Origin of the sequence: Streptomyces sp. NPDC018964 (assembly GCF_044390325.1) — a bacterium.
Classification (GTDB): Bacteria; Actinomycetota; Actinomycetes; order Streptomycetales; family Streptomycetaceae; genus Streptomyces.
In genome coordinates this window covers 346,982-369,787 of the sequence record NZ_JBIRYZ010000006.1, presented here as the reverse complement: position 1 = coordinate 369,787, position 22,806 = coordinate 346,982, and the positions used below count along the sequence as shown (strand labels likewise).

Genomic DNA, 22,806 nt, shown 5'->3' with positions numbered 1-22,806 from the left:
TTTCCTCTTCAGTGGGCCGCGTACATCGGATGAGCTCCAAATACCACCAAAAGTGATCGTAACGCCCGCGGCTTCCCGGAGGTACTCAGAGATGTCCCACGACGGCGTCGGCCCGCGCGCGGCTCTGCGATCGGTCGCCTTCCTCACCGCCGGTGTGCTCGCGGTGCCCGCGCTGGCCGGATGCGGCTCCGACGACCCGGCGGGCAGACCCCTCACGGGAGCGGACGTCGCACGCGCCGACCGGTCCGCGATCGCCGACGGGGGCACCCTGCGCTGGGCCGTGGACACCGTCCCGGAGACCCTGAACACCTTCCAGTCGGACGCCGACGCCACCACCACCCGGATCGCCCAGGCCGTCCTGCCGTCGATGTACCGGATGGACGGCCGGGGCCGGCCGGTGCGCAACCCCGACTACCTGGAGTCCGCCGAGGTCGTCGACACCGAGCCCCGACAGGTGGTGCTCTACCGGCTCAACCAGCAGGCCGTCTGGAGCGACGGCCGCGAGATCGGCGCCGCCGACTTCGCCGCCCAGTGGCGCGCCCTGTCCGGCAAGGACACCGCCTACTGGACCGCCCGCAACGCCGGCTACGACCGCATCTCGAAGATCGAGCGGGGCGAGAACGACCTCGAGGTCAAGGTCACCTTCAGCCGCCCCTACGCCGACTGGAAGTCGCTGTTCACGCCGCTGTACCCGAAGGAGGTCATGGGCACCCCGGACTCCTTCAACGACGGCGCCCGCAAGAAGCTGAAGGTCACCGCCGGGCCCTTCACGGTGAAGAAGGTCGACACCGGGAAGGACGAGGTCACCCTCACCCGCAGCACGCGCTGGTGGGGCGACCCGGCGAGGCTCTCCACGATCGTGCTGCGGGCCGTGCCCCGCGGCAAGCGGATCTCCGCGCTCAGCGCCGGCACCGTCGACCTGGCCGAGATCGACCCGGCCGCCGCCCGCCGCATCACCGCCGCCGCGCTCCCGCGGAGCGGGAACAGCCCCCTGACGGGCCCCGGCGCGGACCGGTCCGCCGCGGACGCGCTGCGCTCCTGGGCCATCGCCAACGGTTCCGACGAGGAAGCCGCCGACGAGGAGATCTCCGCCCGCAAGAAGCTGCGCAAGAAGACGGCGAAGTACGCCCGTCAGCAGAAGGCCCTCGGCGGCTTCGAGGTGCGCAAGTCGCTGGAGCCCGCCCACACCCAGCTCGCCCTCAACGGCGCCGACGGCCCCCTCGCCGACGAGCGGGTCCGCCGTGCCGTGGCCCGCGCCCTGGACCGGCGGGCGATCGCCGAGGCCGTCCTGAAGCCGCTGGGCCTGCCCGCCGAGCCCCTCGGCAGCCACCTCGCGCTGTTCGGCCAGACCGCCTACGCCGACGGCAGCGGAGCCCTCGGCGAGCAGGACACCAAGGAGGCGCGGGCGCTGCTCGCGGACGCCGGCTGGGTGCCGGGCGGGCCGGTGAAGGAGAAGAAGAAGGACAAGAAGGGGGAGAAGGCGGCCGGCTCGGAAGGGGACTCCGGGAGCGAGTCCGAGGGCGGCGACGACGGCACGTACATCGTCGGAGAGGACGACGGCAAGGCCCCGCGGGACTCCGGTACCGGCACCAGGCAGCTGAGGCAGGGCGGTGCCCCCGGCGCCTACGCCCCCCGGGGCACCGCCGCCCCGGCCCGGGCCCGGAACACCCGCGTCGCCAAGAACGGCAAGGCGCTCACCCTCCGCTTCGTCCTGCCCTCGGGGCCGGGCTCGGACACGCTGCACACCGTGGCCGGCCGGATCTCGAAGATGCTGGAACGGATCGGCATCGGCACGAAGATCTCCAAGGTCGACGACGAGAGCTACTTCAAGGACCACATCGCGTCCGGCGAGTACGACCTCGCCCTGTACTCCTGGCCCGCGACCGCCTACCCCGCCACCGACGTCCGTCCCGTCCACGCCAAACCGGTCCCGGCCGCCGACGGCTCCCTGAACGTGGAGCAGAACTACACCCGCGTCGGCACCGACCAGGTCGACCAGCTCTTCGACCAGGCCGTCACCACGCTCGACGCCTCCGAGCACCGCGCCCTGCTCCGCAAGGCGGACTCCCGCATCTGGGCGGCGGCCGGCTCCATCCCCCTCTACCAGCGCCCCCAGCTCACCGCCGCCCGCAAGAACCTGGCCAACGCCGGCGCGTTCGGTTTCCGTACACCGGTCTACGAGGACATGGGCTTCCTGAAGAAGACGGCGCGCGGACCGGCCGCCGGAAGCACCGCGCCGTCGTCCGGGAACTGACACGCACACGCGGGAGCGGCACCCGCACACGCGAGAGCGGCACACCCCCCGCCGGGGATGTGCCGCTCTCGCGTCGGTGTCAGCCGTGCTTGGCGCGGCTCGCGGCGCGGGCGCGCTCGCGGGCGTCCAGGTTCACCTTGCGGATGCGGACCGCCTCCGGGGTGACCTCCACGCACTCGTCGTCGCGGCAGAACTCCAGGGACTGCTCCAGCGACAGCTTGCGCGGCGGCACGATCGACTCGGCCACGTCGGCCGTGGACGACCGCATGTTGGTGAGCTTCTTCTCCTTGGTGATGTTGACGTCCATGTCGTCGGAGCGCGAGTTCTCACCGACGATCATGCCCTCGTACACCTCGGTGCCGGGCTCGACGAAGAGCACACCGCGCTCCTGGAGGTTGGTCATCGCGAACGCGGTGACCGCGCCGGCGCGGTCGGCGACCAGGGAGCCGTTGTTACGGGTGGTGAGCGTGCCGAACCAGGGCTCGTGGCCCTCGTGGATGGAGTGGCCGATGCCGGTGCCGCGGGTCTGGGTCAGGAACTCCGTGCGGAAGCCGATCAGACCGCGGGAGGGGACCACGAACTCCATACGTACCCAGCCCGAGCCGTGGTTGGACATGTTGTCCATCCGGCCCTTGCGGACACCCATGAGCTGCGTGACGGCGCCCATGTGCTCCTCGGGCACGTCGACCGTCATGCGCTCGACCGGCTCGTGGACCTTGCCGTCGATCTCCTTGGTGACCACCTGCGGCTTGCCGACGGTGAGCTCGTAGCCCTCGCGGCGCATCTGCTCGACCAGGATGGCCAGCGCCAGCTCGCCGCGGCCCTGCACCTCCCAGGCGTCGGGGCGGTCGGTGTCCAGGACGCGCAGCGAGACGTTGCCGATCAGCTCGCGGTCCAGGCGGTCCTTGACCTGGCGGGCGGTGACCTTGCGGTCCTTGACGGCCGCCTTGTTGTCGGCGCCCTTGCCGGTGCCGCCGCGGCCGACCAGCGGGGAGGTGTTGGTGCCGATGGTCATGGAGATCGCCGGCTCGTCCACCGTGATCAGCGGCAGCGCGACCGGGTTCTCCTGGTCGGCCAGGGTCTCGCCGATCATGATGTCCGGGATGCCGGCGACCGCGCAGATGTCACCGGGGCCCGCCTTCTCGGCGGGCTTGCGGGTGAGCGCCTCGGTCATCATCAGCTCGGAGATGCGCACGTTGGCCACGGACCCGTCGCGCTTCATCCAGGCGACGGTCTGCCCCTTCTTCAGCTCGCCCTGGTGGACGCGGAGCAGCGCGATGCGACCGAGGAAGTTGTCGGCGTCGAGGTTGGTGACGTGGGCCTGGAGCGGGGCGGCCTCGTCGTAGGTCGGGGCCGGGATGTGCTCCAGGATCGTGGAGAAGAACGGCTCCAGCGAGTCGGAGTCGGCCGGGACCGTGCCGTCCTCGGGCTTGGTCAGGGAGGCGACGCCGTCGCGGCCGCAGGCGTAGACGATCGGGAACTCGATCTGGTCCTCGTCGGCGTCCAGGTCGAGGAAGAGGTCGTAGGTCTCGTTGACGACCTCGTCGATCCGGGCGTCCGGACGGTCCGTCTTGTTGATGCAGAGGATGATCGGCAGCCGCTGCTGGAGCGCCTTGCGCAGCACGAAGCGGGTCTGCGGCAGCGGGCCCTCGGAGGCGTCCACCAGCAGCACCACGCCGTCGACCATCGACAGACCGCGCTCGACCTCACCGCCGAAGTCGGCGTGGCCTGGGGTGTCGATGATGTTGATCGTGATGGGCTCCCCGCCGTCCTTGGGGTGGTACTTCACCGCCGTGTTCTTGGCGAGGATCGTGATGCCCTTCTCACGCTCCAGGTCGTTGGAGTCCATCATGCGGTCGTCGACCGAGTCGAGCTGGTGCGCGGCGAAGGCGCCGGCCTGCTTGAGCATGCCGTCGACGATGGTGGTCTTGCCGTGGTCGACGTGGGCGACGATGGCGACGTTGCGGATGTCGTGGCGCGTGGCCATATAAGGCGTACTCCCGGAGTGCTGAGGAATGCCCCGCACGAGCGTCTGTGGTGTGCGGGCCCTGCCGGGCTGAACACGCCTCGGCCTCACCCCATGGTACGGGGCCGCCGCGCGGTCCGTCCTCGCGAGCCCGAGGACCCCCCGCCGCCGCCGGGAACCGTGAAGGTCCGTTCGGATATCGGTGTGCACGCGAACGCGTTTCGGACATGTAAACAAAAAGCTGTACGCAATTGTCCGAATCGCCCGTTTGTCTTCGAAGGTGTCAAGCGCGTGTAGGTGTCAATCTTTGCAATTTTCGCTCAAAATATGAACGGTAGGGAGATCCCTATGCCTTCCGCCCTTGACGCGCGTTGACTGTCTTGGCGAAAGTTCCCCCAAACCACAGAACCTGCCGGTATCTGTGCTGCGCTCAACTCTCCAACCCCCCGGGGGACGAACACGATGACCAGTCCAATCAAGGCCGAGGACTCCGGGTCCGCGGCTGTCTTGGACCCTGAGCTCGCGGCGACCGCCGAAAACACGGTTGTCAAGGGCGTCAAGCAGCCCGAGGGTCGTTCCCCCGGCCAGTTGATGTGGCAGCGCTTCAAGCGCGACCGTACCGGAGTCGTCGCCGCGTGTGTGGTGATTTTCTTCTTCGTGGTGTCGGCCTGCGCCCCGCTGATCTCGAAGGTGTACGGCAAGGACCCGTACACCCTCTACGGGCAGGAGAACCCGGAACTCCTCGACATGTTCACCATGCCGGCGAAGCCCTTCGGCGGCATCGACGGGGAGTTCTGGTTCGGCGTGGAGCCGGGCCTGGGCCGTGACGTGTTCACGCAGCTGATCTACGGCATCCGGACCTCCCTCGCCACGGCGCTGGTCGCGACGCTCCTGATGACGGTCCTGGGTGTGCTGATCGGCCTCGCCGGCGGCTACTTCGGCGGGAAGATCGACTACTGGCTCGGCCGGATCACCGACTTCTTCATGGCCCTGCCCAGCCAGCTGTTCTTCGTCGCCGCGATGCCCGTCATCACCACGGTGTTCGTCGCCCCGGACAAGGAGACGCCCACCTACGTGCGCACCTGCGCGATCATCATCGTGCTGTCCTTCCTGGGCTGGATGAGCATGGCGCGCATCGTCCGTGGCGCCGCGCTCTCCCTGCGCGACCGGGAGTTCATCGAGGCGGCGCGGATCTCCGGGGCCTCGCCCTGGCGCATCATCCGCAAGGAGCTGCTGCCCAACATCGTCACGCCGACGCTGGTGCAGGCGACGCTGATGCTGCCCGCCACCATCCTCAGCATCGCGTTCCTCTCCTTCGTGGGCGTCGGGTACGTCGAGCCCACGCCGGACTGGGGCCGGATGTTCTCCATCGGCGCCAACATCGTGGAGCAGGACCCGTACTACATGCTCTTCCCCGGAGTGGCCATGGTGATCTTCGTCGTGGCCTTCAACCTCCTCGGCGACTCGGTGCGGGACGCCTTCGATCCCAAGACGGGGCGCTGAGCCACAGGGGATGTCCCCCCACACTCTCGCCCGGCCGGTCCCCGGTGCCGTACGGCCCGGCTCCGACCACGTACCAGCAGTGCTCACTACTCACAGGCAGGTGGATCCGTCCCCATGAGCATCTTCCGTAACCGTGCCGCCACGGCCGCGATCGTCGCGGTCGCCGCCGGCGCTCTGACCCTCACCGCCTGCGGTGGCGGCGGCAGCGACAGTCCCGTCAAGGACAACAGCAAGAAGAAAGAGGACGCCAAGTCGCAGTCGAAGCCGGTGCAGATCGGTGACGTGAAGGCGTCGACCGGTCCGGCCGCCGAGATCCCGGGCGCCCAGCCGGGCGGCACCATGGCCGTCTACCAGGAGGACGACTTCTCCCACCTGGACCCGGGTCAGATCTACGTCTCGGACGGCAAGCTGCTCAGCCGCCTCATCTACCGCGGCCTCACCCAGTACTCCGAGGACGACCAGGGCAACCTGACCGTCGTGGGCGACCTCGCCACCGACGCGGGCAAGGTCTCGGACGGCGGCAAGACCTGGACGTACACCCTCAAGGACGACCTGAAGGACGAGAACGGCAACCCGATCAACTCGGCGGACATCCGCCACACGGTCGAGCGCCTGTACGCCTCGTTCATCACCGACGGTCCGAGCTACCTGCAGCAGTGGCTGTCCGGCGCCGGCACCACCTACCGCGACGCGTACGAGGGTCCGTTCAAGGGCAAGCACCTGCCGGACGACGTCCTGGAGACGCCGGACGACAAGACGGTCGTCTTCCACTTCAAGACCGCGCAGCCCGACCTCCCGCAGATGCTGACCATGCCCGGTTACAGCATCGTCCCGGAGGAGACGGACACCAAGGAGAAGTACGACTCCGACCCGGTCGCCACGGGTCCGTACAAGATCGCCGAGTTCAAGCCCGGCAAGTCCATGAAGCTGGTCAAGAACACCGAGTGGGACCCGAAGTCCGACTCCGTGCGCCACCAGTACGTCGACGGTTTCGACATCTCGATGAACCACGACGACGAGGACCAGACCAAGACGCTCCTGGCCGACCAGGGCGAGGCCAAGAACGCGATGATGTTCACGGGCCAGGTCGCCACCACCCAGCTCCAGAAGGTGGTGAGCGACAAGGAGGCCATGAAGCGCACGATCCAGGGCTACGCGCCCTACGTGTGGCAGCTGAACTTCAACATGGACCGCGTCAAGGACAAGAAGCTCCGTGACGCCATCACCCTCGCCCTGCCCTCCACCTCGGTCTTCAAGGCCGACGGCGGCGCCTACGGCGGTGAGGTCGCCAACTCGCTGACCTCCCCGACGACTCCGGGCTACGACGAGTCCTTCGACCCGTTCAACCGCGCGAAGAAGCCCAACGGCGACATCGAGGCCGCCAAGAAGCTGATCAAGGAAGGCGGCTTCGAGGGCAAGAGCCTCGTCTACGCCTACGCCAACACCCCGGTCCGCCAGCAGCAGGCCGTGCTGATCACCGACGCCCTGGAGAAGATCGGTCTCGACATCCAGAAGAAGGAGATCGACAGCGCCACCTGGTACGAGCAGGTCGGCAAGGTCAAGAACGGCTACGACCTGTACATGACCGGCTGGGGCCAGGACTGGCCGTCCGCCTCCACGGTCATCCCGCCGGTGTACGACGGCACGCAGATCCAGGACGGTTCGTCGAACTACTCGCACATCAACGACGACCACGTCAACTCGGAGATCAAGCGCATCCTGCAGATCGCCGACACCGCCGAGGCGAGCAAGGCGTGGGCCGAGCTGAGCGAGTACATCTCCACTGAGGTCAACCCGGCCGCCCCGATCTACTACACCAAGGTCTTCCAGATCTTCGGTTCGAACGTCGGCGGCATCCGCTACAGCTCCGACTCGAGCTACGTGGACGTCACCCGGGTCTTCCTCAAGAAGTAACCGCCGGCCCGGGATCCCGGTGGTGGGCGCGCGGCGGAGCGCCCCCCACCGGGCCCCGGACGTCTCCAGACTCACCCTCCGAATTGCCGCCGTCCTGAGAGCAGCTTCCTGCCATGCTTCCCTTCCTCATTCGCCGGACGTTCGGCGCGGCGCTGATCCTGGTGTTGATCAGTGCGTTCACCTTCTTCATGTTCTTCGCGATCCCGCAGGACCCGGCGCTGCTGGCCTGTGGCAAGAACTGCACTCCGGACGCGCTGGAGATCATCCACAAGAACCTCGGCCTCGACCAGCCGGTGACCGTCCAGTACTGGAACTTCCTGATCGGCATCTTCGCCGGCCGTGACTTCGCCGTCGGTCACTGCGACGCCCCCTGCTTCGGCGTCTCCTTCGCCAACAACCAGAACGTCTGGGACACCATCCTCGACCGTTTCCCGCTGACGCTCTCGCTGACCGTCGGCAGCCTGCTGGTCTTCCTCATCGTCGGCCTCGGCGCCGGCATGCTCGCCGCCAAGTACCGCGGCACCTGGGTGGACAAGAGCTTCAGCTCCGGTTCGCTGGTCATCAGCTCCATGCAGATCTACTTCCTCGGCCCGCTGGTGATGCTCGGCCTGGTCTACAGCACCGGATGGCTCGACAAGCCGAAGTACATCCCCTTCTCCGAGGACCTCGGCGGCTGGTTCATGGGCCTGCTGATCCCCTGGGTCGTCATGGCGACCATCTTCACCGCCAACTACACTCGTATGAGCCGTTCCTCGATGATCGAGCAGCTCCAGGAGGAGCACGTCAAGGCGGCCCGCGCCAAGGGCATGTCGGGCAACTTCGTCTTCTTCCGCTACGCCTGGCGCGGCTCCCTCATCCCCATCATCACCATCCTCGGCATCGACCTGTCCTCGCTGCTGTCGGGCGGCATGGTGACGGAGCTGACGTTCGGTCTGGCCGGACTCGGCCGGCTCGCGCTGGACTCCGTCATCGACAAGGACCTGCCGATGCTGATGGGCGTCATGCTGGTCAGTGCCGCGCTCATCATCGTCTTCAACCTGATCGTGGACGCTCTGTACGCCGTCATCGACCCGCGCGTGCGTCTGTCCTAGGAGAACCCACCGTGACCACTCAGACCAAGCCCGAAGAGGCTCCGGCCGCCGCCGCGGGGGACGCCTTCCTCTCGGTGCGCGACCTCAAGGTCCACTTCTCCACCGACGACGGCATCGTCAAGGCGGTGGACGGGCTCTCCTTCGACCTGGAGCGCGGCAAGACCCTCGGCATCGTGGGCGAGTCCGGCTCCGGCAAGTCGGTGACCAACCTGGCCGTGCTCGGCCTGCACAACCGCAAGAAGACCGCCATCGACGGGTCGATCTCGCTGGACGGCCAGGAGCTGACCACGGCCGGCGAGAAGCAGCTGGAGACGCTGCGCGGCAAGAAGATGGCGATGATCTTCCAGGACGCGCTGACCGCGCTGTCGCCGTACTACACGATCGGCCGCCAGATCGGCGAGCCGTTCATGAAGCACACCGGCGCCTCCAAGAAGGACGCCCGGGTGCGCGCCATCGACCTCCTCCAGAAGGTCGGCATCCCGCACCCGCAGAAGCGGGTCGACGACTACCCGCACCAGTTCTCCGGCGGCATGCGGCAGCGCGCCATGATCGCCATGGCGCTCTCCTGCGACCCGGACCTGCTCATCGCCGACGAGCCGACCACGGCGCTCGACGTGACGGTGCAGGCGCAGATCCTCGACCTGCTCAAGGACCTGCAGCAGGAGTTCGGCTCCGCGATCATCATGATCACCCACGATCTCGGTGTGGTCGCCAACATGGCCGACGACATCCTGGTGATGTACGCGGGCCGGGCCGTGGAGCGCGGCTCGGTGCGCGAGGTGCTCAAGTCGCCCCAGCACCCGTACACCTGGGGCCTGCTGGGGTCGATGCCGAGGCTCTCCGCCTCCGTCGACGAGCCGCTGATGCCGATCCCCGGATCGCCGCCCTCCCTGCTCAACCCGCCCTCGGGCTGCCCGTTCCACCCGCGGTGCGGCTTCACCGACAAGGTCTCGGGGGACCGTTGTTCGGGCGAGCGCCCGCTGCTCGCCCAGGGGCGTGCCGCCGCCTGCCACCTGACGGCGGAACAGCGGCAGCAGGTGTTCATCGAGACGATTCAGCCCCGGCTGGGCTGAGCGGAAACCGGCGACTGGGGCATCACCATGAGCGACAACAGCAAGACGACCACGGCGGTCGCCGACACCGCCCCGCAGCAGCGGGACGGCGACGGCGCGCCGCTGCTGAAGGTCAGTGGTCTGACGAAGCACTTCCCGATCAAGGGCGGCTTCCCGATCCGGCGCACCGTCGGCGCGGTCAAGGCCGTCGACGGCGTCGACTTCGAGGTCTTCCCGGGGGAGAGCCTCGGCCTCGTCGGCGAGTCCGGCTGCGGCAAGTCGACGACCGGCCGGCTGCTGACCCGGCTGTACGAGCCGACCACGGGCACCATCGAGTACAAGGGCAAGGACATCAGCCGGGCCGGCCGCAAGGAGCTGGCGCCGATCAGGTCCGAGATCCAGATGATCTTCCAGGACCCGTACGCCTCGCTGAACCCGCGGCAGACCGTGGGCACGATCATCGCGGGCCCGATGGAGATCAACGGGATCAACCCGCCGGGCGGCCGTGAGAAGCGCGTCCGGGAGCTCCTGGAGATCGTCGGTCTCAACCCGGAGCACTACAACCGCTTCCCGCACGAGTTCTCCGGAGGCCAGCGCCAGCGCATCGGTGTCGCGCGTGCCATCGCGCTGGAGCCGAAGCTGATCGTCGCCGACGAGCCGGTCTCGGCCCTCGACGTGTCGATCCAGGCCCAGGTGGTGAACCTGCTGCAGGAGGTGCAGCGGGAGATGGGGATCGCCTTCGTCTTCATCGCCCACGACCTGGCGATCGTGCGGCACTTCTCGCAGCGCGTCGCGGTGATGTACCTCGGCAAGATCGTGGAGATCGCGGACCGCGACTCGATCTACAACCGGCCCCGCCACCCGTACACGCACGCGCTGCTGTCCGCGGTTCCGGACGCCGACATCGACGCGGAGAAGCGGGAGCGCATCCGCCTCGAGGGCGACGTGCCCTCGCCGATCGCCCCGCCGTCCGGCTGCCGGTTCCGCACCCGCTGCTGGAAGGCGCAGGACAAGTGCGCGACGCAGGAGCCGCCGCTGGTCCGGATCGACGGCAGCAAGCCGGGCCACCTGACGGCCTGCCACTTCCCGGAGGAGCCCACGACCGAGGCCCGCGCCGAGGACGTGGTGATGGACCCGGGGCTGAAGGCCCTGGAGCAGGGCGGCGTGGCCAAGGCCTGACGCCGGCCCCCTGAAGGGACCCGGGGCACGGGCGCGGGAGCGCAGGACTCCCGCACCCGTGCCCTTTCCGCTGCCCCTCCCTGGCGTCTCCTCCGTACCCACGGCTGGGGTCACCCTCGTACGGGCGCCGTACATGTGCGCCGTGCACCCTTCGCGCCGATATTGGCGTAAAGGACCGGCGCACGTACGAGGAGGCACCCCATGCGCGGAGCCACGCACGCCCGATGGGCCGTCTGCGCGGTGGCTCTCGCCCTCGCCGCGACCGCCTGCGGGGGCGAGAGCGGTGCCGACGACGCCGGCACCGTACTGAGCGCCTCCTGGGGCGACCCGCAGAACCCGCTGGAGCCGGCCAACACCAACGAGGTCCAGGGCGGCAAGGTCCTCGACATGATCTTCCGGGGGCTGAAGCGGTACGACCCGGTCACCGGCGAGGCGAAGGACATGCTCGCCGAGAGGATCGAGACCTCCGACTCGCGGAACTTCCGCATCACCGTCAAGGACGGCTGGACCTTCAGCGACGGCGAGAAGGTCACCGCCCGGTCCTTCGTCGACGCCTGGAACTACGGCGCGAGCCTGAGGAACAACCAGCGCAACGCGTACTTCTTCGGCTACATCGAGGGCTACGACGAGATCCACCCCGAGGACGGCGGCAAACAGACCGCCGACACGCTCTCCGGCCTGAAGGTCGTCGACGAGCGCACCTTCACCGTCAGGCTCACCCAGAAGTTCTCCACCTTCCCCGACACCCTCGGCTACAACGCCTTCGCCCCGCTGCCCCGCGCCTTCTTCGACGACCACGACGCCTGGGTGAAGAAGCCCGTCGGCAACGGCCCCTACCTGGTCGACTCGTACACCCGCGGCTCACGGATGGCCCTGCGCAGGTGGGACGGGTACCCCGGCCCCGACAAGGCCCGCAACGGCGGCGTCGACCTCATGGTCTACACCGACAACAACACCGCCTACACCGACCTGATGGCCGGCAACCTCGACCTGGCCGACGACATCCCCGCCGCCCAGCTGAAGAACGTGAGGAGCGACCTCGGCGACCGCTACCTCAACACCCCCGCCGGCATCCTCCAGACCCTCGCCTTCCCCCACTACGACGACGACTGGAGCCGGCCCGGCGCGGAGAAGGTCCGCAAGGGCCTGTCCATGGCCATCGACCGCGAGCGGATCACCGACACGCTCTTCCGCGGGACCCGCACCCCCGCCACCGACTGGACCTCCCCGGTCCTCGGCGAGGACGGCGGCTACCAGGCCGGCCTGTGCGGGGAGTACTGCGCGTACAAGCCGGACGAAGCCAGAAAACTCATCCGGGAGGGCGGCGGCCTGCCCGGCGGCAAGGTGACCATCACCTACAACGCGGACACCGGCTCCCACCGCGCCTGGGTCGACGCCGTCTGCAACTCCGTCAACAACGCGCTGGACGACGAACGCGCCTGTGTCGCCGCGCCGGTCGGCACCTTCGCCGACTACCGCAACCGGATCACCGGCCGCAAGATGAGCGGCCCGTTCCGCGCCGGCTGGCAGATGGACTACCCGCTCATCCAGAACTTCCTCCAGCCGCTCTACTACACGGGCGCCTCCTCCAACGACGGCAAGTGGTCCGACGAGCGGTTCGACGACCTCGTCGACCGGGCCAACCGGGAGACCGACCCCGTCAAGGCCGTCGGCCTGTTCCAGCAGGCCGAGAAGGTCGTCCGCGACCAGATGGCCGCCATCCCGCTCTGGTACCAGAACGGGAGCGCCGGCTGGTCCGAACGCCTCTCCGACGTCAGGCTCAACCCCTTCAGCGTCCCCGTCTACGACCAGATCAAGGTGGGCTGAACCGCCATGGGACGCTACGTCGTCCAGCGGCTGCTCCAGATGATCCCGGTCTTCGTCGGGGCCACGCTGCTGATCTTCCTGATGGTCAACGTGATGGGCGACCCCGTCGCGGGCCTCTGCGGCGAACGCCGGTGCGACCCGGCGACCGCCGCCCGGCTGCGGCGGGAGTTCGGCCTCGACCGGCCGGTCCGGCAGCAGTACCTGACCTACATGGGGAACGTCTTCACCGGCGACTTCGGCACGGCCTTCAACGGTCAGGAGGTCACCGAGCTGATGTCGACGGCGTTCCCCGTCACCATCCGCCTCACCCTGATCGCGATCGTCTTCGAGGTCGTCGTCGGCGTCACCCTCGGCGTGGTCACCGGACTGCGCCGGGGCCGTCCCGTCGACACCGGCGTCCTGCTGTTCACCCTCGTCGTCGTCTCCGTGCCCACCTTCGTCACCGGCCTGCTGCTCCAGCTGCTGCTCGGCGTGAAGTGGGACTGGATCCGGCCCTCGGTCTCCGCCGGGGCGCCCTTCGCCGAACTGCTCCTGCCCGGCCTGGTCCTGGCCTCCGTCTCCCTCGCCTACGTCACCCGGCTGACCCGCACCTCCATCGCCGAGAACCGGAGCTCCGACTACGTCCGCACCGCCGTCGCCAAGGGCCTGCCCCGCCGCCGGGTGGTCGTGCGGCACCTGCTGCGCAACTCCCTCATCCCCGTGGTCACCTTCATCGGCGCCGACATCGGCTTCCTCATGGGCGGCGCGATCGTCACCGAGCGGATCTTCAACATCCACGGCGTCGGCTACCAGCTCTACCAGGGCATCCTGCGGCAGAGCACCCAGACCGTCGTCGGCTTCGTCACCGTGCTCGTGCTGGTCTTCCTGGTCGCCAGCCTCGTCGTCGACCTCCTCTACGCCGTCCTGGACCCGAGGATCCGCCATGCCTGAGCAGCACTACGAACCCGAGCCCGCCGTCGCGGGCGCCGCCGTCGGCGGCACCGTGGACGTGGGCGTCGAGGCGGCCGGGACCCCGGAGAGACGGCCGGAGGGCCGGGGCGGCTCCGGACCGCGGGACAAGCCGCGCTCCCTGTGGTCCGACGCCTGGCGCGACCTGCGCCGCGACCCCGTCTTCATCGTCTCCGGGCTGGTCGTCCTCTTCCTCCTCTTCGTCTCCCTGTGGCCCTCGGCGATCGCCCCCGGCAGCCCCCTCAAGTGCGACCTGGCCAGGGCCCAGGAGGGCCCTGGGCCGGGCCACCCCTTCGGCTTCGACGGCCAGGGCTGCGACGTCTACACCCGCACCGTCCACGGCGCCCGTACGTCCGTCACGGTCGGCGTCCTGGCCACCCTGGGCGTCGCGGTCCTGGGCGGCGTCCTGGGCGCCCTGGCGGGCTTCTTCGGCGGCGTCCGGGACGCGGCCCTGTCCCGCGTCACCGACGTCTTCTTCGCCATCCCGGTCGTCCTCGGCGGACTGGTGCTGCTGTCGGTCGTCACCAGCGACACCGTCTGGCCCGTCATCGGCTTCATCGTGCTGCTGGGCTGGCCGCAGATCTTCCGCATCGCCCGCGGCTCCGTCCTCACCGTCAAGCAGAACGACTACGTCCAGGCCGCCCGCGCCCTCGGCGCCTCCCCCGCCCGGCTGATGCTGCGGCACATCGCGCCCAACGCCGTCGCGCCCGTCATCGTCGTCGCGACCATCGCGCTCGGCACGTACATCGCCCTGGAGGCCACCCTGTCCTACCTCGGCGTCGGCCTGAAGCCGCCCAGCGTCTCCTGGGGCATCGACATCTCCGCCGCCTCCCCGTACGTCCGCAACGCCCCGCACGCGCTGCTGTGGCCCTCCGGGGCCCTCGCGGTCACCGTCCTGGCGTTCATCATGCTCGGCGACGCGGTGCGCGACGCCCTCGACCCGAAGCTGAGGTGAACCGCCGTGCTGCTCGAAGTGCGGGACCTGCGCGTGGAGTTCCACACCCGCGACGGGGTCGCGAAGGCCGTCAACGGCGTCGGCTACGGCGTCGACGCGGGCGAGACCCTGGCCGTGCTCGGCGAGTCCGGCTCCGGCAAGTCCGTGACCGCGCAGGCCGTCATGGGCATCCTCGACACCCCGCCCGGCCGGATCACCGGCGGCGAGGTGCTGTTCCGGGGCCGGGACCTGCTGAAGCTGAAGGAGGACGAACGCCGCAAGGTCCGGGGCGCCGAGATGGCCATGATCTTCCAGGACGCCCTGTCGTCCCTCAACCCCGTGCTCACCGTCGGCGACCAGCTCGCCGAGATGTTCACCGTGCACCGGGGCATGTCGCGCAGGGACGCGCGGGCCAGGGCCGTCGAGCTGATGGACCGGGTGCGCATCCCCGCCGCCCGGGAGCGCGCCGGGCAGTACCCGCACCAGTTCTCCGGCGGCATGCGCCAGCGCATCATGATCGCGATGGCGCTGGCCCTGGAACCCGCCCTGATCATCGCCGACGAACCGACCACCGCCCTCGACGTCACCGTCCAGGCCCAGGTCATGGACCTGCTCGCGGAGCTCCGGCGGGAACTGGGCATGGGGCTGATCCTCATCACCCACGACCTGGGCGTGGTCGCCGACGTCGCCGACCGCATCGCCGTGATGTACGCGGGCCGGATCGTCGAGTCGGCGCCGGTGCACGACCTCTACAAGAGTCCCGCTCACCCGTACACCCGCGGCCTGCTGGACTCCGTCCCGCGCCTGGACCTCAAGGGCCGGGCGCTCCACGCCGTCGAGGGCCTGCCGCCCAGCCTCACGCACATCCCGCCGGGCTGCGCCTTCCACCCCCGCTGCCCGCTGGCCCGTGACGTCTGCCGCACCGACGAGCCCCCGCCGTACGAGGTCTCGGTGACGCGGGGGAGTGCCTGCCACTTCTGGAGGGAGTGCCTCGATGGCCTCGACGGCTGAGCCGGTCCTGGAGGCCAGCGGCCTGGTCAAGCACTACCCGCTGACGCGGGGCGTCGTGTTCCGCAAGCAGGCCGGCGCCGTGCGCGCGGTCGACGGAGTGGACTTCCGCCTCGGCCGGGGCGAGACGCTGGGCATCGTCGGCGAGTCCGGCTGCGGCAAGTCCACGGTCGCGAGGATGCTGGTCAACCTCGAACGCCCGACGGCCGGTTCGATCCGCTACAAGGGCGAGGACATCACCAGGCTGTCGGGCAAGGCCCTGAAGGCCGTACGCCGCAACATCCAGATGGTCTTCCAGGACCCGTACACCTCCCTCAACCCCCGCATGACGGTGGGCGACATCATCGGGGAGCCGTACGAGATCCACCCCGAGGCGGCCCCCAGGGGCGACCGGCGCCGCAGGGTGCGGGAACTGCTGGAGGTCGTCGGTCTCAACCCCGAGCACGTCAACCGCTATCCGCACCAGTTCTCCGGCGGCCAGCGCCAGCGCATCGGCATCGCACGCGGCCTGGCGCTGCGCCCCGAGGTGATCGTCGCCGACGAACCCGTCTCCGCGCTGGACGTGTCGGTGCAGGCCCAGGTCGTCAACCTGATGGACCGGCTGCGGTCCGAGTTCGGCCTGGCGTACGTGTTCATCGCGCACGACCTGTCGGTCGTCCGGCACCTCTCCGACCGGGTCGGGGTGATGTACCTGGGGCGGATCGTGGAGACCGGCACGGACACCGAGATCTACGAGCACCCCACGCACCCGTACACCCAGGCCCTGCTCTCCGCCGTGCCCGTACCGGACCCGGAGGCCCGGGAGCACCGTGAGCGGATCGTCCTCAGCGGTGACGTCCCGTCCCCGGCGGACGTCCCCTCCGGCTGCCGCTTCCGCACCCGCTGCTGGAAGGCGCGGGAGCGCTGCGCGCTGGAGGTGCCGGCGCTCGCGGTGCCCGAGTGGTTCCGCACGGCCGGTGGGCCGGTGGCGCACGCCTCGGCCTGCCACTTCGCCGAGGAGAAAGCGCTGGTACCGGTGGAGGGGCACGGCGACGGGCCGGGGTGACATGGCGCACCCCGGCCCGTTTACGGCACCCGCACGGCCGTACGCTGATCAGCGTGCCGTGTCCGTATATCGGTACCGCTTCCGTGAAGTTGCGTGTGTGTTAACGCGGTTCGTCCCCGTTTGCGAGCCCCAGTGAACGCTTGAGGAAGCCGAGCTGGAGCCGGAGCAGGTTCTCGGCGACCTCCTCCTGCGGGGTCATGTGGGTGACGCCGGACAGGGGCAGCACCTCGTGCGGGCGGCCGGCCGCCAGCAGCGCGGAGGAGAGCCGCAGGGAGTGGGCGACCACCACGTTGTCGTCCGCGAGGCCGTGGATGATCATCATCGGGCGGTGCGGTCCGGTGGCGTCGACCAGGCCCGCGTCGTCGATCACCGAGTTGCGGCGATAGACCTCCGGCTGCTCGTCCGGGTGGCCGATGTAGCGCTCCTGGTAGTGGGTGTCGTACAGGCGCAGGTCGGTGACCGGGGCGCCCACCACGGCCGCGTGGAAGACGTCGGGCCGGCGCAGGGCGGCGAGGGCCGCCAGGTAGCCGCCGAAGGACCAGCCCCGGACGGCGACCCGGTCCAGGTCGAGGGGGAAGTCGGCGGCGAGCGCCTGGAGGGCGTCGACCTGGTCCTGGACGACGACGGCGGCGATGTCGTCCCGGACGGACTTCTCCCAGGCGGGGGAGCGGCCCGGCGTCCCGCGCCCGTCCGCGACGATCACGGCGAACCCCTGGTCGGCGAACCACTGCGAGGTCAGGTGCGGGTTGTGGGCGGCGAGCACCCGCTGCCCGTGCGGGCCGCCGTAGGGGTCCATGAGCACCGGCAGGGGGCTGTCACCGGCGTAGTCCCGGGGCATAAGCACGGCGCACGGAATTCGGCGTGCGCCCCCCTGTGTCAGCGTCACACGGGGGGACATACCGGGGTCTTCGGCGTACGACGGGACAGTCGCCGTCGGTTTCCCGTCACGCAGCACCTGGACCCGCGAACCTGGCCGGTCCGGGGTCGCGGAGACGAGTACGGTCACGCCCCCGGCACGCACCGCCGAGTGCACACCGGGCTCCCGCGAGAGGCGCTCCACACCGAGTTCGTTCACCCGGTAGACGTGCACCTCGCCGATCTCCGGGTCGGACGCCTCCTCGCCGGCCGAGGCCGAGACCAGCACGTCGTCGTCGGAGACGTCCAGTACGGCACGGATGTGCAACTGGGCTCCGGTGAGCGGTCGTTCACCGACGGCGAGTCGTCGCGCACCCCCCTCGTCCGCGATCCGCACCAGCTGCCCGGAAGGGCTCCAGCACGGAACCCCAGGGAAAAGTTCCAGCCAAATCGGATCTTCGTCGGCGTGCACCATCCGGGTCGCCCCGGAGTCCGGGTCCACGGCCAGGATCAGCGCGGCGCGCTGGTCGCGCGCCTGGACCAGCAGCAGCGGGGCACCCGCCGCTGACCAGTGCACATGGGCCAGGTACGGGTAGCGCGCACGGTCCCAGGAGACCTCGGTGCGGGCCCCGTCGAGGTCGATCACGAACAGCCGGACGTCCGCGTTCGGGGTGCCCGCCGCCGGGTACGCCACCCGCTGCGGCTCCCGTTCCGGATGGGCCGGGTCGGAGATCCACCAGCGCCGTACCGGCGTGTCGTCCACGCGCGCCACCAGCAGCCGGTCCGACTCCGGGGCCCACCAGAAGCCCCGCGAGCGGCCCATCTCCTCGGCCGCGACGAACTCGGCCAGGCCGTAGGTGACGCCCTCCGACTCCGGGGTCACCAGCGCCCGCTCGTCCGTCCCCTCGGCGCCCACGACGCGCAGCGCGCCCCGGGAGACGTAGGCGACGTGCCGTCCGTCCGGCGACGGACGCGGGTCGATCACCGGCCCCGGCACGCGCAGTTCACGTGCCGTACCGACCCGTAGTTCGGTCGTGAAAAGCCGCCCTGACAAGGCGAAAGACGCCAACTCGACGGCCGTGTCGGTGGCGTAGCCGACGATGCCGGCACCGCCTTCGCGGCTCCGTTCGCGCCGTGCGCGCTCCTCGGCGGAGAGGTTCTCGGAGGCCCCGCCCAGGAGGGCGTGCGGGTCGGCCGCGACGCGCTCCCCGCCCCCCTCCGTGTCGAGGACCCACAGCGAATTGGCCCGGTCCGTACCGGAACCGGAGCGCAGGAACACGACGCGCGAGCCGTCGGGAGCCACGCTGAACGAACGCGGCGCGCCGAGCGTGAAACGCAGGGTACGGGCGTGCCGTCGGGGGAAGGAGTCAGCCTCGGTCGTCATGCCATGACCATATTGGCCATGCGCCCCCTTGTGCGGCCGTGCGCCGACCGATGCGCACGTACGGATAGTTATGATCGTTAGCGCATAGTGGGTATGAACCTGCTGGCTGTTGTGTCGCTTTACCTGCCCCCATGTTCCTACGTCCCCTTACCCCCGCGCCCTGGGACCTTTGGAGGTGAACCGCCGTGGCACTCTCGATTTCGGCGGTGGTGCTGCTGGCGATCATCGTCTTCCTGCTGATCAAGAAGTCGGGCCTGAAAGCAGGGCATGCCGTGGTGTGCATGCTGCTCGGCTTCTACCTCGCCTCGTCGACGATCGCCCCGACCATCAGCGAGCTGACGACGAACATCGCGGGGATGATCGGCAGCATCAACTTCTGAGCGGCCGTTCCGTCTTCCGGCCGGGTCCCGAGGCACGTCCCGGGACCCAGCCGGAGTCCACGTCCCACCCGTTCCTCCGGCATGCCCGTTTCCGCCCTGTCTTCCGGTCGGGCCCCGGGGGGTGTCGCGGGGGCCGGCGGGGCCGTGTCCCGCCCGTTCTTTCGGCGTGCTCGTGTCCTGCCTTCCGCCGGGCCCCGAGGTGCGTTCTGAGGTGCGGCTGGAGTCCCCGTCCCGGACTCCGTGGGCGGTTGGGGCGGGGCCTCTCGGGGAACGGTGGACCGGCCGACTCGTGCTTGACGGCCCCTCGCCTGTTACTCGCGGGTAGGGAATGATGGCGGGCACTCATCCACGCGTTCAGGGGCGGAGCCGACGGTGACGACTTCCGAAGAGCAGAGCGAGACGCGGACCAGGGTGCACGTCTTCCGGGACGACGCCCTCGGCGACCACGACGCGGTCGGCCTCGCCCGCGCGATCCGCCGGCGCGAGGTCGGCGCCGCCGAGGTGGCCCGTGACGCGGCGGCCCGGGTCAGGGCCGTCGAGCCCCGGCTCCATGCGGTCCAGACGCACCTCGACGTCCCGGCGCACGGCTCCGACTCCGGTGGCCTCCTGGCCGGGGTGCCGACCTTCGTGAAGGACAACACCGACTACCGGGGACTGCCGACGGGCCACGGCAGTGTCGCGTTCGCACCCCACGTCGCCCGGCGGCACGCCCCGTTCACCCGCCAGTTCCTGAGCACCGGCGTCACGGTGCTCGGCAAGACCCGGCTGCCCGAGTTCGGCTTCAGCCCCACCACGGAGTACGAGGACGCCGTGCCCGTCCGCAATCCGTGGCACGCGGACCACTCGGCGGGCGGCTCGTCCGGCGGCAGCGCGGCGCTCGTCGCCGCCGGCGCGGTCCCGATCGCGCACGCCAACGACGGCGGCGGATCGATCCGCATTCCCGCCGCCTGCTGCGGCCTCGTCGGACTGAAGCCGACTCGCGGCCGGATGGTGGCGAACGCGCAGGGACGTCAGTTGCCGATCGATCTCGTCGTCGACGGCGTGGTCAGCCGCTCGGTGCGCGACAGCGCGGCGTTCCTGGCCGCCGCGGAGAAGCACTGGCGCAACCCGAAGCTGCCGCCCGTCGGCCTCGTCGAGGGCCCCTCGGGCCGACGCCTGCGCATCGGATTCCTGCCGGACTCCCCGAACGGCGTCCGTTCCGACGCGGACACCCGCGCGGCGGTGACGGAGACGGCCGAGCGCCTGGAACGGCTCGGTCACACCGTGGAACCGGTGGAACTCTCCATCGACCCGCACTTCACGGACGACTTCCTCACCTACTGGGGCCTGCTGTCGTTCCTGATCGGCGTCACCGGCAGGACGCTGGGCACGGACTTCGACCGCCGCCGCATGGACGGGCTGAGCCGGGGCCTGCGCGAGACGTACGTGAGGGCCTGGCGAACCACGCCGGCCGTACTGCGCCGGCTGAAGCGCACACGTGAGGCGTACGCGGCAGGGTTCCGCGGCCTCGACCTGATCCTCTCCCCGGTCCTGGCCCACACCACCCCGCCGATAGGCCACTTGAGCCCGACCGTCCCGTACGCCACGCTGATCGAACGGCTCCTGAACTACGTGGCGTTCACCCCGGTCGACAACGTCGTCGGCACGCCGTCGATCTCGGTTCCCTCGGCGAGCACGACACCGGACGGACTGCCCATCGGCGTCATGTTCTCCGCCCGTCCGGGCGCCGAACGCACGCTGTTGGAGCTGGCGTTCGCCCTGGAGGCGGACCGGCCGTTCCGGCGGCTCCAGGACGTCTGAGGGGGCACCCCTCCGACTTTGGTCAAGCCATCTTCAGAGGCTGACAAGTCAAGCGTCGCCTGATCTGCTTGTGACCTTGCTGGTGGGGAGAGGGGCGTCGGTCGGCTGCGGCCGCTACTCCAGCCACGTCCCGTCGCGCATGATCACTCTGCCGCGTAGTTCCGGTTCGCCGCGCCAAGCGCGCACGCTCCTCGGTACCACACGCACGTACAGAAAGGAGCCTTCCTCCGCACGCGGGTCCCACCCGAACTTGGCGGCGAACGCCTCGGCCGCGTCTTCGGGCACGTCCTGGTCCGAGAAGCATTCCGCCTCACCCTGGAGAAGCACCACGTCGAGGGTGTCCGGCAGCGCCAGGCGCACGCGCGGCTCCTCGCGGACGTTCCGCGCAGTCGCGGTAGTGGCACTGGTGCACACCCACACCGCTCGCCCGTCCCACAGGAACCACAGCGGCACCTGGTGCGGCCCGTGATCGGGATGTGCTGTCGAGACCCACACATCCCGTTCGGTGGCGAGCCGTCTCAGAGTGTCGCGCCTACGCTCCGCCGCCTGGCGGCGGACGATCCCTGTGGTCTGCATGGGTGTCGACCGTAGCCAGCAGGCTCTGAACACGCATGAGGCGAGGGACCTACGCCCGGCGACCGATGAACCCCTCAGCCTCCGCTCCGGAACGGCCGGTGCAGATCGGCTGACAGACGGGTACGGCCACCGCTGGTCATCGTGCGTGGTGTGGACGAATGACGAAAACGGTGAGCATCTTGGCCCTCACTGTCTTCGGCCTGCTCGTTTGAGCGTCTGGATGACATTGCTCTGGCCGCTGCTCACGCTTTTGGCGAAGTGGGGCTTCTCCGACGGTGGGGCGCCACGGCGAGGTGACGCCGGCCGGGGACCTCAGGCCTGTTCCGCAGCAGACGCGTGAGCGACGCGCACCGCAGGAGCCCTGTGAAGGACGCGCGCCACAGCAGACGCGTGAGCGGCGCGCACCCCGCAAACCGCTCCCCGCCGTACCGCGTCCCGCATGCGACGCCCCCGCGCTGTTCCGGGCCGCCACCGACCTCCTCGCGGACCTCCACCGCCACGAGCCCCGGCTGCTCCTCTCCACCGGCGACACGGCCCACCTGGCCCCCGGCGTCGCCGCCTGGCTGGAGCGGGACGTCACCCCCGCCGCCGTACGCCACGCGCTGACCGCCGACCTGCCGCCCGAGGGCGTACGACGTCCCGCCGCCCTCCTGGCCCACCGCCTCACCGACCAGCTCCCGCCTCCACCCCCGTTCCGCGCGCCGGCCGCCCCGCCGCCCGTACGGCACCCCCTGCAGAACTGCGACGGCTGCGACCGCGCCTTCCGCGCACCGCACCCCGGCCGCTGCCGCGCCTGCCGGACCGACCTCCAGGAGGCCGCCTAGCACGACCGTGACGATCCTTGCCCCTGGGCACAGACGACGCGCGGCGGAGCGGCTCCCACGTTTACCCGGCCATGCGGGACGTCGTTCACTCCTTGGACGACACCGACACGGTCCCGGGCAAGTTCGAGATCACCAAGAAGGGGATCGTCCACGACATGACGGCGCCCATCGGTCCCCGTACGGGCACCGGCGCCGTATTCGACGACATCCACCCCGCGGACGGTCCTCCGCGTTGCGGGGACGAGCACGCGGCCTCATAGGCTGGC

General features: G+C 69.9%; 17 protein-coding genes and 1 pseudogene. 15 read left to right on the top strand and 3 right to left on the bottom strand.

Going from position 1 to position 22,806, the window contains the following annotated elements; translation table 11 throughout:
* Window positions 1-91: 91 nt before the first annotated feature.
* On the top strand, window positions 92-2,254 hold the full coding sequence (locus tag ACH5AO_RS13415; RefSeq protein ID WP_398924371.1) for an ABC transporter family substrate-binding protein: 2,163 nt from the start codon (window positions 92-94) through the stop codon (window positions 2,252-2,254).
* A gap of 79 nt (window positions 2,255-2,333) precedes the next feature.
* On the opposite strand, the gene typA is transcribed toward ACH5AO_RS13415, so the two are convergent.
* Window positions 2,334-4,241 carry a translational GTPase TypA gene (gene typA, locus ACH5AO_RS13410; protein ID WP_398924370.1) on the bottom strand — a complete coding sequence of 636 codons (1,908 nt, stop codon included), beginning with the start codon at window positions 4,239-4,241 and terminating at the stop codon, window positions 2,334-2,336.
* A gap of 441 nt (window positions 4,242-4,682) precedes the next feature.
* Here typA and ACH5AO_RS13405 point away from each other — a divergent pair, with 441 nt between their 5' ends.
* The 10 genes from ACH5AO_RS13405 (at window position 4,683) to ACH5AO_RS13360 (ending at window position 16,721) form a co-directional block, all read left to right on the top strand.
* On the top strand, window positions 4,683-5,723 hold the full coding sequence (locus ACH5AO_RS13405) for an ABC transporter permease (RefSeq protein ID WP_398924369.1): 1,041 nt from the start codon (window positions 4,683-4,685) through the stop codon (window positions 5,721-5,723).
* Between the two features lie 114 nt (window positions 5,724-5,837).
* Window positions 5,838-7,637 (top strand): ABC transporter substrate-binding protein, encoded by a 1,800-nt coding sequence (locus tag ACH5AO_RS13400; protein ID WP_398924368.1) that lies wholly within the window; start codon window positions 5,838-5,840, stop codon window positions 7,635-7,637.
* A 113-nt stretch (window positions 7,638-7,750) separates the two neighbouring features.
* The gene (locus ACH5AO_RS13395) at window positions 7,751-8,728 is read left to right on the top strand and encodes an ABC transporter permease (protein WP_398924367.1); all 978 of its coding nucleotides are present in this window, start codon (window positions 7,751-7,753) and stop codon (window positions 8,726-8,728) included.
* Between the two features lie 11 nt (window positions 8,729-8,739).
* On the top strand, window positions 8,740-9,801 hold the full coding sequence (locus ACH5AO_RS13390) for an ABC transporter ATP-binding protein (protein WP_398924366.1): 1,062 nt from the start codon (window positions 8,740-8,742) through the stop codon (window positions 9,799-9,801).
* Between the two features lie 27 nt (window positions 9,802-9,828).
* Entirely contained in the window at window positions 9,829-10,959 is a 1,131-nt protein-coding gene (locus ACH5AO_RS13385; protein ID WP_398924365.1) for an ABC transporter ATP-binding protein, read from the top strand.
* Window positions 10,960-11,160: 201 nt separating this feature from the next.
* Entirely contained in the window at window positions 11,161-12,786 is a 1,626-nt protein-coding gene (locus ACH5AO_RS13380) for an ABC transporter substrate-binding protein (protein WP_398924364.1), read from the top strand.
* 6 nt (window positions 12,787-12,792) lie between these two features.
* A complete protein-coding gene (locus ACH5AO_RS13375; protein ID WP_398924362.1) occupies window positions 12,793-13,716 on the top strand; it encodes an ABC transporter permease in 924 nt (307 codons plus the stop codon).
* Window positions 13,709-14,689, top strand: coding sequence for an ABC transporter permease (locus tag ACH5AO_RS13370; RefSeq protein WP_398924361.1), 981 nt, complete (start codon window positions 13,709-13,711; stop codon window positions 14,687-14,689). Before ACH5AO_RS13375 ends, ACH5AO_RS13370 begins: the two co-directional genes overlap by 8 nt.
* Window positions 14,690-14,695: 6 nt before the next feature.
* The gene (locus tag ACH5AO_RS13365) at window positions 14,696-15,679 is read left to right on the top strand and encodes an ABC transporter ATP-binding protein (protein ID WP_398924360.1); all 984 of its coding nucleotides are present in this window, start codon (window positions 14,696-14,698) and stop codon (window positions 15,677-15,679) included.
* The gene (locus ACH5AO_RS13360) at window positions 15,663-16,721 is read left to right on the top strand and encodes an ABC transporter ATP-binding protein (protein ID WP_398924359.1); all 1,059 of its coding nucleotides are present in this window, start codon (window positions 15,663-15,665) and stop codon (window positions 16,719-16,721) included. Before ACH5AO_RS13365 ends, ACH5AO_RS13360 begins: the two co-directional genes overlap by 17 nt.
* Before the next feature lie 100 nt (window positions 16,722-16,821).
* Here the strand turns inward: ACH5AO_RS13360 and ACH5AO_RS13355 are convergent, their stop codons facing one another.
* Window positions 16,822-18,960, bottom strand: coding sequence for a prolyl oligopeptidase family serine peptidase (locus ACH5AO_RS13355; protein WP_398924358.1), 2,139 nt, complete (start codon window positions 18,958-18,960; stop codon window positions 16,822-16,824).
* A gap of 185 nt (window positions 18,961-19,145) precedes the next feature.
* On the opposite strand from ACH5AO_RS13355, the gene ACH5AO_RS13350 reads away from it, so the two are divergent.
* Together ACH5AO_RS13350 and ACH5AO_RS13345 are read left to right on the top strand one after the other, a co-directional pair.
* On the top strand, window positions 19,146-19,340 hold the full coding sequence (locus tag ACH5AO_RS13350) for a hypothetical protein (RefSeq protein WP_030860044.1): 195 nt from the start codon (window positions 19,146-19,148) through the stop codon (window positions 19,338-19,340).
* 372 nt (window positions 19,341-19,712) lie between these two features.
* Entirely contained in the window at window positions 19,713-21,140 is a 1,428-nt protein-coding gene (locus ACH5AO_RS13345) for an amidase (protein WP_398924357.1), read from the top strand.
* A 114-nt stretch (window positions 21,141-21,254) separates the two neighbouring features.
* On the opposite strand, the gene ACH5AO_RS13340 is transcribed toward ACH5AO_RS13345, so the two are convergent.
* Window positions 21,255-21,716, bottom strand: coding sequence for a pyridoxamine 5'-phosphate oxidase family protein (locus ACH5AO_RS13340; RefSeq protein ID WP_398924356.1), 462 nt, complete (start codon window positions 21,714-21,716; stop codon window positions 21,255-21,257).
* A 392-nt stretch (window positions 21,717-22,108) separates the two neighbouring features.
* On the opposite strand from ACH5AO_RS13340, the pseudogene ACH5AO_RS13335 reads away from it, so the two are divergent.
* A pseudogene (locus tag ACH5AO_RS13335) lies at window positions 22,109-22,540 on the top strand (helix-turn-helix domain-containing protein); the annotation flags it as partial.
* Between the two features lie 71 nt (window positions 22,541-22,611).
* Window positions 22,612-22,800: a hypothetical protein gene (locus ACH5AO_RS13330; protein ID WP_398924355.1), complete on the top strand. Its 189-nt coding sequence runs from the start codon at window positions 22,612-22,614 to the stop codon at window positions 22,798-22,800.
* Window positions 22,801-22,806: the final 6 nt, after the last annotated feature.

What these genes read in the sequence shown, in the direction of transcription:
- ACH5AO_RS13415 (WP_398924371.1), top strand. Translation starts at nt 92, where the DNA reads ATGTCCCACGACGGCGTCGGCCCGCGCGCGGCTCTGCGATCGGTCGCC.
- typA (WP_398924370.1), bottom strand. Translation starts at nt 4,241, where the DNA reads ATGGCCACGCGCCACGACATCCGCAACGTCGCCATCGTCGCCCACGTC.
- ACH5AO_RS13405 (WP_398924369.1), top strand. Translation starts at nt 4,683, where the DNA reads ATGACCAGTCCAATCAAGGCCGAGGACTCCGGGTCCGCGGCTGTCTTG.
- ACH5AO_RS13400 (WP_398924368.1), top strand. Translation starts at nt 5,838, where the DNA reads ATGAGCATCTTCCGTAACCGTGCCGCCACGGCCGCGATCGTCGCGGTC.
- ACH5AO_RS13395 (WP_398924367.1), top strand. Translation starts at nt 7,751, where the DNA reads ATGCTTCCCTTCCTCATTCGCCGGACGTTCGGCGCGGCGCTGATCCTG.
- ACH5AO_RS13385 (WP_398924365.1), top strand. Translation starts at nt 9,829, where the DNA reads ATGAGCGACAACAGCAAGACGACCACGGCGGTCGCCGACACCGCCCCG.
- ACH5AO_RS13380 (WP_398924364.1), top strand. Translation starts at nt 11,161, where the DNA reads ATGCGCGGAGCCACGCACGCCCGATGGGCCGTCTGCGCGGTGGCTCTC.
- ACH5AO_RS13375 (WP_398924362.1), top strand. Translation starts at nt 12,793, where the DNA reads ATGGGACGCTACGTCGTCCAGCGGCTGCTCCAGATGATCCCGGTCTTC.
- ACH5AO_RS13370 (WP_398924361.1), top strand. Translation starts at nt 13,709, where the DNA reads ATGCCTGAGCAGCACTACGAACCCGAGCCCGCCGTCGCGGGCGCCGCC.
- ACH5AO_RS13360 (WP_398924359.1), top strand. Translation starts at nt 15,663, where the DNA reads ATGGCCTCGACGGCTGAGCCGGTCCTGGAGGCCAGCGGCCTGGTCAAG.
- ACH5AO_RS13355 (WP_398924358.1), bottom strand. Translation starts at nt 18,960, where the DNA reads ATGACGACCGAGGCTGACTCCTTCCCCCGACGGCACGCCCGTACCCTG.
- ACH5AO_RS13340 (WP_398924356.1), bottom strand. Translation starts at nt 21,716, where the DNA reads ATGCAGACCACAGGGATCGTCCGCCGCCAGGCGGCGGAGCGTAGGCGC.
- ACH5AO_RS13330 (WP_398924355.1), top strand. Translation starts at nt 22,612, where the DNA reads ATGCGGGACGTCGTTCACTCCTTGGACGACACCGACACGGTCCCGGGC.